The organism is Enteractinococcus coprophilus (assembly GCF_006716305.1).
Classification (GTDB): domain Bacteria; phylum Actinomycetota; class Actinomycetes; order Actinomycetales; family Micrococcaceae; genus Yaniella; species Yaniella coprophila.
The window spans coordinates 108,181-120,950 of sequence record NZ_VFOU01000003.1 but is presented as its reverse complement, the minus strand read 5'-3'; the positions used below and the strand labels follow the sequence as shown (position 1 = coordinate 120,950).

10 protein-coding genes are annotated in these 12,770 nt (G+C 57.7%); 8 read left to right on the top strand and 2 right to left on the bottom strand.

Going from position 1 to position 12,770, the window contains the following annotated elements:
• Nucleotides 1–28: 28 nt before the first annotated feature.
• Entirely contained in the window at nucleotides 29–1,666 is a 1,638-nt protein-coding gene (locus tag FB556_RS08580) for a dolichyl-phosphate-mannose--protein mannosyltransferase (RefSeq protein ID WP_141866785.1), read from the bottom strand.
• 31 nt (nucleotides 1,667–1,697) lie between these two features.
• On the opposite strand from FB556_RS08580, the gene rsmI reads away from it, so the two are divergent.
• Nucleotides 1,698–2,579: a 16S rRNA (cytidine(1402)-2'-O)-methyltransferase gene (gene rsmI, locus FB556_RS08575; RefSeq protein WP_141866783.1), complete on the top strand. Its 882-nt coding sequence runs from the start codon at nucleotides 1,698–1,700 to the stop codon at nucleotides 2,577–2,579.
• A 56-nt stretch (nucleotides 2,580–2,635) separates the two neighbouring features.
• Here rsmI and FB556_RS08570 read toward each other — a convergent pair whose 3' ends face one another.
• Nucleotides 2,636–3,871 (bottom strand): ferrochelatase, encoded by a 1,236-nt coding sequence (locus FB556_RS08570; RefSeq protein ID WP_246057321.1) that lies wholly within the window; start codon nucleotides 3,869–3,871, stop codon nucleotides 2,636–2,638.
• Nucleotides 3,872–4,316: 445 nt separating this feature from the next.
• Here FB556_RS08570 and FB556_RS08565 point away from each other — a divergent pair, with 445 nt between their 5' ends.
• From FB556_RS08565 to FB556_RS08535, 7 genes are all read left to right on the top strand, one after another.
• Entirely contained in the window at nucleotides 4,317–4,709 is a 393-nt protein-coding gene (locus FB556_RS08565; protein WP_141866779.1) for a hypothetical protein, read from the top strand.
• 180 nt (nucleotides 4,710–4,889) lie between these two features.
• Complete coding sequence (locus tag FB556_RS08560; protein WP_141866777.1) at nucleotides 4,890–6,371, top strand: NAD-dependent succinate-semialdehyde dehydrogenase; 1,482 nt, start codon at nucleotides 4,890–4,892, stop codon at nucleotides 6,369–6,371.
• A gap of 74 nt (nucleotides 6,372–6,445) precedes the next feature.
• Entirely contained in the window at nucleotides 6,446–7,405 is a 960-nt protein-coding gene (locus tag FB556_RS08555; protein ID WP_141866775.1) for a TatD family hydrolase, read from the top strand.
• Between the two features lie 164 nt (nucleotides 7,406–7,569).
• Nucleotides 7,570–8,526 (top strand): resuscitation-promoting factor, encoded by a 957-nt coding sequence (locus FB556_RS13765; protein ID WP_141866773.1) that lies wholly within the window; start codon nucleotides 7,570–7,572, stop codon nucleotides 8,524–8,526.
• A gap of 103 nt (nucleotides 8,527–8,629) precedes the next feature.
• Nucleotides 8,630–9,535 carry a 16S rRNA (adenine(1518)-N(6)/adenine(1519)-N(6))-dimethyltransferase RsmA gene (gene rsmA, locus FB556_RS08545; RefSeq protein WP_141866771.1) on the top strand — a complete coding sequence of 302 codons (906 nt, stop codon included), beginning with the start codon at nucleotides 8,630–8,632 and terminating at the stop codon, nucleotides 9,533–9,535.
• Complete coding sequence (locus FB556_RS08540; RefSeq protein ID WP_141866769.1) at nucleotides 9,532–10,500, top strand: GHMP family kinase ATP-binding protein; 969 nt, start codon at nucleotides 9,532–9,534, stop codon at nucleotides 10,498–10,500. Before rsmA ends, FB556_RS08540 begins: the two co-directional genes overlap by 4 nt.
• 66 nt (nucleotides 10,501–10,566) lie before the next feature.
• Nucleotides 10,567–12,366, top strand: a complete 1,800-nt coding sequence (locus FB556_RS08535) for an ABC-F family ATP-binding cassette domain-containing protein (RefSeq protein ID WP_141866767.1) — start codon at nucleotides 10,567–10,569, stop codon at nucleotides 12,364–12,366.
• Nucleotides 12,367–12,770 lie beyond the last annotated feature (404 nt).

Below are 12,770 nucleotides of genomic sequence, written 5' to 3'. Positions count from 1 at the left end.
CGACGCAGCGGGCAGTGTCACCCGGGGTCTAGATCCACGACTGGAACCACATTCGCGCTCGCCACTGGTGCTGGGGGATCGGTTCGCCCGTCCAGATGGGCAGGAAGTATGCGCTGAGCACCAGGGCAGCTAGGACAAAGAGGCTAATGCCGACGACGGCCAGGCGTCGCGAGGTGAAACCGGTTCCTGAAGGCGTCGTGCGTGCCAGCCACAACCCGGCGATGTAGGTGATCGCCAGAATGAGAAACGGCACGTAGGCCACGGTGTAGAAAAAGAACATGGTGCGCGATGGCCACAACACCCACACGAGCTGCCCTGCGACATACACGGCCAGGATGGCGCCGGCCCGCCAGTCGCGGATGAGCAACCAGCGCAAGAAGATGATGACCATCGCAACCAGCCCGGTCCACCAGATCAGCGGGTTGGGCAGATCCAGAATCGCGGCTGAGCACTCTTCGGCGCCGCAGTCGAGGTTTTCGGTGCGGTAGTAAAACGACACGGGACGGCCGGCGAAGGGCCAGATCCAAGCGGCCGAAGCGTAATTATGGGCACTATCGAGTCCGGTGTGAAAAGTGGTGGATTGGACGTGATAGTGGATTAGCGAGGCCAACCAGTCGGGCAGTAGGGTGGCCTGATCGGCGGCCCAGTTGCGGTAGTAGCCGCCCTCCGAGCGCAACCAACCCGCCCAGGTGGCAATATAGGTGACCGCGCCAACGCCGACGATGGAAACAAAAGCCCACAGCCCGTCAGTCACGATGGCACCGGGCAGCCAACGTCGAATGCCCGCGCTGCGCCGGGCGGTGGCGTCCCACCAGACGGTGAGCAAGCCAAAGACTGCGACAAATGCCAGCGCGGACAGTTTAATCGACACCGCAACTCCCAGCAGGATGCCGGCGACAATGCGCCACGGCCGGATTCCTAACCAGGGGCCATAGGTGATGGTGGTTTTCCACCGGGTTCGGTCTTCGTCGGTTGCGCGTGGGGCGGTCAGGCGCCGGTAACGGGCGGCGAGTTCGTATGCTAGCCGTCGCCGTCCCCAGGTGCGGTCGGCGATCAGGGCGCAAAAGGCTGCCAGAACGAAGACCATCAAGAAAATGTCCAGCAGCGCGGTGCGCGACATGACCAAGTGGTGGCCTTCGATGGTCAACAACAGGCCCGCACATGATGCCAGAAATAGTGAGCGGAAGAGTTTGGCAGCCAGGACGAAAGTCAGCAGCACCGAAAGTGTGCCGGCAAGCGCGGCGGTAAAACGCCAGCCGAAGGCACTGTCATAGCCAAATAATGCCATGCCAGCCCCGATGAGCCATTTGCCGGCCGGTGGGTGGACCACGTAGGCGGCGTCGGGTTCGGGTTGGGCTTGGCCGGTAAGAAATGTGTCGTCGACGTCGTCCTCCCAGGCACGTTCGTAGCCGAAGTGCCACAGCGAGTAGGCGTCTTTGACGTAGTAGGTTTCATCAAAAATCAGCTCGTGCGGATGGCTCAGATTCCAAAAGCGCAGCAGTCCGGCTGCAACGGTCAGGGCTGCAGCGATGAACCATCCGACGCGGCCCAGGTGAAAAGTTGGGTACAACAGTCGAGCCTTAAGACCGGCCAGCGAAAAGGCTTCGGTGGGGGATTGCAGCCAGTCATCCGGGGTTCGTCGTTGCGTTGTTGACACACAGGCCATGCTACCGGTGATGGGGCGGGATAATGGGAAGATGGACGCACCCCGTAGACACACCCAAACCACCGCCGCGGCACTGACGTTAGCAGCCACACCAATCGGGAATGTGGGGGACCTGACCGACCGGGTCAAACACGTGTTGGCCCAGGCCGATATTATCGCCGCAGAAGATACCCGGTCGCTGCACAAACTGTTGCACGCTGCAGGGGTGCAATTTTCGGCAACCGTCGTGTCGCATCACGAACACAATGAGGCCGAGTCGTCCAAGGGGCTGATCGAGGCAGTGCGAGCAGGTAAGAACGTGGTGTTCGTACCCGAGGCCGGGATGCCTGCAATTTCGGATCCGGGTTACCGGTTGACCCAGGAAGCTATTGCCGCCGGTGTAGAAGTCACCGTGGCTCCTGGCGCATCGGCTGCGATCACCGCTCTGGTGTTATCCGGACTGCCGACCGACAGGTTTGCATTCGAAGGGTTCATCCCGCGCAAAGCAGGTGAGAAAGCCAAAACGTTGATCGCGCTGGCCGCCGAGACTCGCACATTGATCTTTTACGAGTCCCCGCACCGAACCGCCGAGACACTCCATGCGATGGCCGAAGCTTTCGGACCGGACCGCCAGGCTGCGGTGGCCCGGGAGTTGACCAAACTGCACGAAGAGATCGCCCGCGGGACACTTGCCGAACTCATCGAATGGGCCGAGTCCAAGACACTGAAAGGTGAAATCGTGCTCGTTGTTGGTCCGGCTCCGGCCGCGGCACAGGCGACCTTTGCCGAAGCCTTGGCTCAGGTCCGCGGGCTGGTGGCTGAAGGGGAACGGTTGAAAGCTGCGACCCGCCAGGTCGGCCAGGAGACCGGACATTCGGCGCGCGAGTTGTATAACGCCGCCTTGGAAAAACCCTATTCCCAGGAGAAACACTAAACCGGCGGCACCTGCCGACGGCAGGCACCACCGGCTTGGGCGATGAAACAGTTCGGTTACGGCAGCAGACCACCGGTAGCGGCGCGCAGTGGGCCGGAACCCTCGCAGCAGCCCGCACGGCAGACGTCATAGCCCGGACCGTATTTGGTCAGCGCCTTACGCTCGGAGACAGGTGTGCCATGAAGACGTTCTTCGACCAGCTCGACCATCGCGGAAACAAACTCCGGGTGTGTCCCCGGGGTGGCAACGCGCTTATAGGCCAGACCCTGTTCGTCAGCGGTTTCCTTGGCTTCGATATCCAGATCCCACCAGACCTCCATATGATCCGATAGGAAGGTTGCTGGCACGACCACGACGGCCTTGCGTTTGCCTTTGAGGTCTTCCAGATAGTCGTTGATGTCTGGTTCTAACCAAGGAATGTGAGCCGGGCCGGACTCGGACTGGTACACCAGTTCCCAGGGCACATCGATGTTGTATTTGTCTTTGACGGCGTCCATGACCAACCCACCGAGGGCCAGGTGCTGGGCCTTATAGGCGCCAATTTCAGCGTAATCGTGCTCATCTGGTTCGCCCGACTTGGCATTGTCGGTGATCGGGATCGAGTGGGCTGTAAACAGCACTTCGACATCATTGGCTAGATCCAGGTCGGAGTGCTCTTGGGCCAGTTCGGCAATGGCGGCCAAGGTGCCTTCGATGAATGGATTCACGAATCCCGGGTGGTCAAAGAACGTCCGAGAAGAGTCGATCTGTACGTCATCCCACAAGTCCAAAGCTTCCAGGGCATCGGCAAAGTCTTCGCGGTACTGACGGCACGAAGAATAGGCCGAGTACGCGGAAGTCACCAGAGCAAAAATTTTGGTGGGACGACCTTCGACCTTGTTCTCTTCGTGGGCCTTGGAGATGGCCTCGGTGAAGTATGGGTCCCAGTTGCGGTTGCCGAAGTACACCGGCAGATCAATGTTGCGACGCTTTAGCTCTTCTTCGATCGCAGCCTTGAGCGCGAGGTTTTGTTCGTTGATCGGGCTGACCCCACCGGCTTCGCGGTAGTGGACGGCGACTTCTTCGAGTCGTGCATCCGGAATGTTGCGGCCCATGGTGACGTTGCGCAAAAACGGGATGACGTCGTCTTGGCCATTGGGGCCACCATACGACGACAGCATGATGGCATCGAATTCGGTAGGAACTTCAACCCATTTATCGCCGGCCTGTGCTTCTGGTGTTGCCGCTGGAACACGCGCACCAGCTTGCACAACGACGCGGGATGACGGTTGAGGTTTGGACCATTCGGTCACGCAGGCCTCCTGAGAGTTGGGCATCGAAACGATCTGGGCAGATCGCAGCCATGGTTAGGTATGAAATCTTCAAGGTGTTTGCTAGTGACAAGATCATGGACCTGTGGGTCCAGCTTTGTCTTGTAGTTTAGCCACCGAGGTTGCTGCAACGCCATTTGGGTCATCGGATTCTTCGGCTGTGCGATGAACAGTGAACAAAGTCACCGCCTAGGGTCATAAGTGACGCTCTTAGGCCCAAAATTCGGGATCACCCTACTGCCCCCGCACGCCCTGGACGAGTACATTAGAAAGTACCCCGGGTCATGCATATCTTGCTCTTGGGGCGAGTCGAGGGAGCACGTCATGAGTGAACGATCATATTCTCAGGAACCGATTCGCCGCTCTAACGGCGAGACTGTCTCTCGAACTATTCACCAACGCCCGCAGGCAGACGGATCTTCTCCCGATGCGCTATGGCATAGCCGGCGAGGTGATACGTGAAGGCTCCGTCTGGGAAGCAGTGGGCGGACTTACACTGCTTGGGCCTGCCACCATCACTGTCGCAGTGCTGGCGGGTTATCCAAGGGTATTTAACTATCCAATCCCGCTGACTGCCCACAACGCGCAGCGACAGTACAACAATGCCGCCCGGATGATGACCTGGATTGGCTTGAGCATGGCCCTGATCATGGTGGTGATGATGGCGTCTTGGCTCGGCGTGCTAGCTATCGGCTGGATCTGGGTTGGTCTTGGGATGCTGGTTGCAGCCGCGGATCTTTTTCGTCGGACGTATGTTCCAACTGCGCTAGAACCGGCAAGCGGATCTGCGCGCTATACCCAAAACGAATGGATTCCATGACCCCTGCACATACCCGCAGGGGTGCTGTATGCTGCCGGAAGTCGCTAACTTACGTCGTCTGATCGCGTTAGCGTCACCAGCTATATCTGCGTGTTAGATTTATTGGCGAATTGAACTTCTAGGAGCCTGAGGACGCTTATGCGCCCAGTGCCCGTCCGACAGATCGAAAGAAGGTAATCCGTGACTGTCACCGCACAACAAGAACAAGAATTGCTGCAGCGCGTCCCCACCGGCCTACTTATTAACGGCGAATGGGTAGAAGCCTCTTCTGGCAAGACCCTGCCGGTCTATGACCCAGCCACCGGTAAAGAACTGCTGCGGATTCAGGACGGTAACTCCGAAGATGCGCTCAAGGCGCTAACCGCAGCTGATGAGGCGCAGGCAGAATGGGCGCTGACCGCACCACGCGAGCGCGCCGAAATCCTGCGTCGTGCCTTCGACATTGTCATGGAACGCGCCGATGACTTTGCATTGCTGATGACCCTGGAAATGGGTAAACCACTGGCCGAGGCTCGCGGTGAAGTCACCTACGGTGCCGAATTCCTGCGCTGGTTCTCCGAAGAAACCGTCCGCCACTACGGCCGCTACTTCAACACCCCAGAAAACAACCTGACTGCAATCGTGCGACACAAACCAGTCGGCCCATCCCTGTTGGTCACCCCGTGGAACTTCCCACTGGCCATGGCCACTCGTAAAGTCGGCCCGGCTGTTGCTTCCGGTTCCACCATGGTGCTGAAGCCAGCTCAGCTGACCCCACTGACTTCCCAGTACTTCGCTCAGGCAATGCTGGACGCCGGTCTGCCAGCAGGGGTGCTAAACGTCGTTTCGGGCTCTTCTGCTTCGGCTATCTCCGGTCCGTTGATGAAAGATTCTCGTCTGCGCAAACTGTCGTTCACCGGTTCGACCCCGGTCGGTGTGCGCCTCATGGAAGATGCCGCCCAGAACGTGCTGCGCACTTCTATGGAACTGGGCGGCAATGCGCCACTGATGGTATTTGAAGACGCCGACCTAGACAAAGCCGTTCAGGGTGCGATGGACGCCAAGCTGCGCAACATGGGTGAAGCTTGCACCGCAGCCAACCGCATCCTCGTTCACGAAGACATCGCCGATGCCTTCCAGGCGAAATTCGCTGACGCCATGCGCGCTCGCAAAGTTGGCCGCGGTACCGAAGCTGACGTCAATATTGGACCGATCATTGACGAAAAAGCTCGCGAGGACGTGCACAGCCTGGTCACCGCAGCTGTCGACGCCGGCGGCGAAGTTATCACCGGTGGGCAGAAAGTCGAAGGCGACGGGTACTTCTACGAACCCACCATCCTGTCGGTTTTGGAAGATTCCCCAATCCTGAAAGAAGAAATCTTTGGCCCAGTGGCACCAGTTGTCACATTCAAAGATGAAGCCCACGCCATCCGCCTGGCCAACGCCCAGCAGTACGGTTTGGCCGCCTACATCTTCACCGAAAACCACAACCGCGCAATCCGCGTGGCTGACCAGATCGAATTCGGGCTGATCGGCTTCAACGTCGGTGTCATCTCCAACGCTGCTGCACCCTTTGGCGGCGTCAAGCAGTCCGGTCTTGGACGTGAAGGTGGCGCCGAAGGTATCGCAGAGTACACCACCGTGCAGTACATCGGAATGCCAAACCCACACTCCCAGGCCTAACGCCAACAGCCTCAGCGTTGTCCGCCCGGTCGAGATATTCTGCTCGACGGGGCGGACCGCGTTAAGCTACAACCATGGTCACTTCAGCACAACCCCAGACACCACCGCAGTATCTTCCCGACGAGAACTCTTCACATGGCGCCCACGGCCCCATACGTTCCGCAACCGATGAATATACCGGCAAGAAGCGCAAGCTGATCTACCCGCCAGCGCCACAGCCCTCGCCGGTACCGGTCGTTGATAATCACGCTCACCTCGACTTCCGCGATGGTTTAGTGCAGCCGACACCAACCGAAGTCATGGACGCAGCAGCGAGCGTCAACGTAGTGGGGGCAATCCAGGTCGCTACCGACCTTGCATCTGCCCAGTACACGATCAAAGCCATTGAAGATGAGCCTCGATTGCGTGGGGCGCTGGCCATCCACCCCAACGACACCGTCAAACTGGCAGCAGACGGCACGTTGGACCAAGCGATCGATACGATCCGTGAGCTAGCAGCTCACCCGGCAGTTGTGTGCATCGGGGAGACCGGACTGGATTATTACCGCACCGAAGGCGACGCCAACTGGGAGATTCAGAAATACGCGTTCAAACGACACATCGAGATGGCCGTGGAGCTGGGACTGGCGCTACAGATTCATGACCGCGAGGCGCATGATGACGTGATCGCGACACTGTTATCGATGGACCGGCTGCCCGAACATGTCGTGTTCCATTCATATTCGGGGGATGAACACATGGCAGCAATCCTTAATGAGCACGGCTGGTACGCATCGTTTTCCGGTGTCGTAACCTTCAAAAACAATGACTCGGCTCGCCGAGCAGCACAAGTCATGCGTCCTGAGCTCCTTCTGGTGGAAACCGATTCGCCGTTCCTGACGCCGCACCCGCACCGCGGTCGACCGAACGCTCCCTATTTGGTGCCGCATACGCTGTATCAATTGGCCGAAACTCGTCAGCAAAGCGTTGAAGATCTCGGGAGTGTTATTTTCCAAAACACAGAGCGCGTCTACGGAAAGTTCGAGATTGACTAGGACCAATACTTGAAGCACATGGGGTAGTTGGCTGGAGTGATCAACAAAGCTTCGTTATCTATTTGTAATCTTTGTTATCTTTCCGTTATAGTCGGTGACTATGTCATCGGCGCGTGGACGAAACGATCACGACGTCGGAACTACAACACTTTTGGATTTTCTCTATGTCAAGCATTTTCCGTGGCACCCTGACCAAGATCATTGCTCAGGTTGCAGCTCTAGTGCTGGTAGTAGGTGGCCTGGCGGCATTCGTCATCACTCAGGCCAACGCCGATAAAGGCGCAACTGCTAGCGTCGAGAACGTAGAACAGCAAACTGACCAGCCACTGAATATTGAGCGTGTCTCCTCGATTACCCCGCTGCGCATCGACCAGATCGCGCTGCCACAGGTTGTTGAGATCACCGTGGCTGATGAAGCCAAAGAAGTCCTCACCACCGGCGGCACCGTTCAAGATGTCTTGGACAAGGCTGGCGTTGAAGTGGGAGAAGACGATAAGGTTTCGCCCAAACTTGACCAGAATATTAACGACGACACCGCTATCACCGTGACCATCGTCGAAAAGACCGAGGTTACTGAAGAAGAAGTCGTCGAGTTCGAAACCACCCACAAGAACGACAACACCCTCGAAAAAGGTAAAACCAAGACCGATACCGAAGGTGTCAACGGAACCGCGAGCGTAACCTATGAGGTTGTGACTGAAAACGGCAAAGAAGTCGACAAGACTGAGATTAACCGTGAAGTCACCAAGGAACCAACCGATGCGGTGATCCTGCGCGGTACTAAGGAAAAGGAACCAGAAGCTTCCTCCTCCTCCTCCGATTCTTCCAACTCTTCGGGTGGTAACACCGGTGCTTCAGCTCCAGCTGCACCAAGCGGTTCTGTATGGGATCGCTTGGCCCAGTGTGAATCCGGTGGTAACTGGTCAATCAACACCGGCAACGGCTACTACGGTGGCGTTCAGTTCTCAGCGCCAACTTGGAACGCTATGGGCGGTCAGAAATACGCTCCAACCGCAGACAAAGCAACACGCGCTCAGCAGATCGACATTGCTTCCAAGCTGCAAGCCCAGTCCGGCTGGGGTCAGTGGCCAGCATGCTCGGCATCGCTGGGACTGCGCTAAACCCCACAGCACTGCATAACTTAATACCTTTCGGCCCAGAATCTCATGCGAGGTTCTGGGCCGAATCTGTGAACCCGGCGTGCAGGCAGTAGCGCAGACTAAGATGGACTCTGTGACTTCAACAGAGCAACCATTATTGTCCGGCGCCGATATTCGCAAACTTGCCGATATCCTCGATCTTCGACCCACGAAAACCCTGGGCCAAAACTACGTGATCGATCCAAATACGATCCGCAGAATCGTGGATGCCGCCCATCTGGAGTCCAGCGAGCACGTCTTAGAAATCGGTCCCGGACTCGGATCGCTCACCCTGGGATTGATGGATGCGGCCCAAGCGGTTACCGCCATCGAGATTGATCCACCGGTTGCAGCCCGCCTTGCCACAACCGTTGAAGAATACCGCCCCGGCACCGCTGACCGACTAGCGGTGATCGAAGGCGATGCGATGCGCATCAGTGCTGCGGAGGTTCTCGCGATCGCACCTGAAAGCGCTGACGGGCCACCGACGGCGATCGTAGCCAATCTGCCCTACAACGTAGCCGTTCCGGTCATGCTGCATTTATTAGCGGAACTGCCCAGCATCCGTCACGGCTTAGTCATGGTGCAACAAGAAGTCGCCGAGCGGCTCACCGCAGGACCGGGCAGCAAAATCTATGGTGTCCCCTCGGTAAAAATGGCCTGGTATGCGCAGGCGACGTATGCCGGGACAATCGGCACCAAAGTTTTCTGGCCCGCACCGCGCATCACCTCGGGCCTGGTCCAATTTACCGCTCGACAACCCCCGGCGACCACTGCAAGCCGACAACAAGTCTTTGAAGTCATTGATACGGCCTTTGCGCAACGTCGGAAAACACTGCGAGCAGCATTGAGTAACTGGGCGGGCTCGGGGGTGGCCGCCGAGGAGTTACTCATCGCAGCAGACGTCGACCCCAAGGCGCGCGGGGAAGTCCTGGAAATAGAACACTTTGCACGTATTGCCGAACAAAAACATCGCAGGGACACACCATGAGCTCCCACAGAACTTTCGAAGCCCGGGTTGTTGTCTCGGCTCAGGCACCAGCCATGGTGCCGATCGCCACCAAAGTCGGTGACCCCAATGACTTTGACGAAGTGACCGTATCAAGCCTGCAGCTCGCCATTTCACGCTACGACGTCGCAGTAGTCGAAGCTCGCCAAGACAAAGAAGTCTTCGTCAGCTTTGAAGATGGGTTCCAAAATCCCATCGATTATGCCGATATACCGCAACGGGACATGGCCGAAATCTTTCGGGCGGTCGATGAGCTGCGTGCCTACCTACAGCGTCCCCGGGAGCTGTCGGGGTTGGACATTACCGTCCAGAAGAATATTCCTTTCGAGACACATCTTGGCGGACGCCCAGCAAGTACCGCAGCCGTGTTGGTAGCTCTTGCCCGCTTATGGCACGCTTCGATTGCCCGGGAAGAGCTGACCCGATTGGCGAATCGAATCGGTGACGGCGTGGCTGCAGCACTCACCGGGGGAGCGTTGATCACCACCCACAACGGACAAGAGCGACTGCTCACTCCGCTGCTAGTACAGCGTGAGCTTGCCATGGTGATCGTGCCAGCTGCCGTGGATATCGAACCCCAGGAGATGTTCCAAAAAGTGCGCATGCTTCGCCAAGCCCAAGCTGATACTCACGAGCGCAATACCCTAGAATTTGAATCGAAATTGCTCCACGCCGTTACACACGGTGACGCTGAGCAGGTCGCGTTGATGATGCACAATGATTTCCAAAGCGCCCTGGTGAATATCCTGCCGGATCATAACGACTGGTTGACCGCCGGTATGAATGAAGGGGCTCTAGCAGCCCAAACCGTCGGAGCCGGAGCGTCCTTGGTCTTTATGGTCGAAGATATGTCGCAAGCACTGGAGCTTGCCGAACGCTTCGAAGATCGCATGGAGATCTCAGCGGTTGCCGAATATGGCCCGGTCGCTGGTGCCCATCTGCTCTAGCCCGCATTCGCGCTGAGAACGAAGCAAGCCAGAGCTCAACGGTACGTCAACTAATATTGATGACCTATGGTGCATCTTCTAGGGGCCGAAGCCCTCCACTTTGAATACCCGACCCAAAAAGTTCTCGATGCGGTCACACTTGGCGTCTCTGCTGGAGACCGCATCGGTATTGTTGGTCGCAACGGTGACGGTAAGTCCACGCTGATGAAATTGCTGGTGGGCAAACTTGAACCGGACGCCGGTCAGGTGACCGTGCGCAGCGACACGACCATCGGCATGTTGGATCAGTCCGACGCCGTTGACACCACGTTGACCGTCGGTCAGGTTATCGTTGGTGATCTGGCAGAACACGAATGGGCTGGGGACCCTAAGATTCGCGACATCATCACCGGGCTCGTGGCCGATTTAGACTGGACGGCGCAGGTTGGTTCCTTGTCCGGAGGGCAACGTCGTCGGGTGGCCCTGGCACAACTACTTATCGGTGACTGGGATATCCTAGCCCTCGATGAACCTACCAACCACCTCGACGTCGAAGGGATCGCCTGGCTCGCCGATCATCTCAATCGCCGGTGGCCCAAAAATGCCGGGGGACTGTTGGTCATTACCCACGACCGGTGGTTCTTGGACGAGGTGAGTACCGAAACGTGGGAAGTCCATGACGGTATCGTCGATCAATTTGAAGGCGGGTACGCGGCCTATGTGCTGCAGCGCGTCGAACGCGACCGGATGGCAGCGACAGCAGAAGCCAAGCGCCAGAATCTGTTACGCAAAGAGCTCGCCTGGCTCCGCCGCGGGGCACCAGCCCGAACGGCGAAACCTAAGTTCCGGATTGATGCTGCCAATCAACTCATCGAAGATGTGCCACCGGTACGCAACTCGATTGAGCTAAAGCGCTTGGCAGTGGCACGGTTGGGCAAAGACGTCGTCGATATTGAAGATGCCAGCGTCAGCTTTGGTGAACGCGAAGTCCTACGAAATATCACGTGGCGGATTGCCCCGGGGGAGCGGACCGGTATTCTCGGCGCGAACGGTGCAGGAAAATCCACATTGTTGAGCTTAGTGACAGGCGACCTGGAACCAACCGGTGGTCGAGTCAAACACGGCAAGACCGTACGAATTGGGATGTTGGATCAACAATTCTCCCAGTTAGAAAAAATCGGTGCTGACCGGGTCCGGGAAGTCCTGGCGCAAACTCAGGCCAGCTTCACTATCGATGGAAAAGAGCACACGCCCGCTCAACTGTTGGAACGGTTAGGTTTTCGCAGGGAACATCTCTCTGCCCGCGTCGACGACCTCTCCGGCGGGCAGAAGCGTCGTTTGCAATTACTGATGCTTCTGCTTAGTGAACCCAACGTGATTGTCTTAGACGAGCCTACCAACGACGTCGACTCCGATATGCTCACGGCCATGGAAGATCTGCTGGATTCTTGGCCCGGCACGCTGATCGTGGTATCCCACGACCGCTATCTATTAGAGCGCGTGACCGACCAGCAATATGCCATTCTCGATGGCACGCTGCGACATGTGCCCGGCGGCGTGGATGAGTATTTACGCCTGCGTAAGGCCCAAGACCAGCAGACTGCGCGCAACACCAGTGTTAGCAACGCTGAGACGACTAAAGAAGCAGGTTCGACATCGAAGCTCACAGGTGCAGAACGTAAAACGGCCCAACGCGAAGTCGGGTCCATTGAACGTCGGTTGGAGAAGCTCTCTGCAGTTATCGAGGGGCTACACCAGCGTCTCGTTGAGCACGATCAAGGCGATTACACCGGGCTGCAACGCTATGGCGAGGAATTGCAAGAAGCCGAAGACGAGGTCACCGTGTTAGAAGAACGATGGCTGGAACTTTCAGAACAGCTCGACTAGCCGGCGGTCAGGTGTCGTGTCGACGGGCGTAAACTGACATTAACGTCACCAGCGCACCCCGCTCTGGTAAGGCTCGCGTGGGAAGCGAGAATGTTGTGCGTGTTAAAGACTGGGACCACATTGACAATCCTGCAACAGGCGAACGCCTTCGACTCCTTGGCCGCCATGCGGTCATGGATTCACTCCCCATGGAAGTGACCTTCTCGATAAAGGGCCGCCCGGTCGTGGAGCATAGGCATCCCCACCGCATTTGGGCTTGCCGCTGATAACGGTGTTACCCGAAGTGGGTGGGGTTGATGACGGTGCTAGGCCGCGTTGCGGTCTTGGCCGGTAAGAGACGAAAAGTCCAGTGATACTGGCCACCGGACCTACCGGCCGAATGTCAGACAAGAGTTGGTATACCC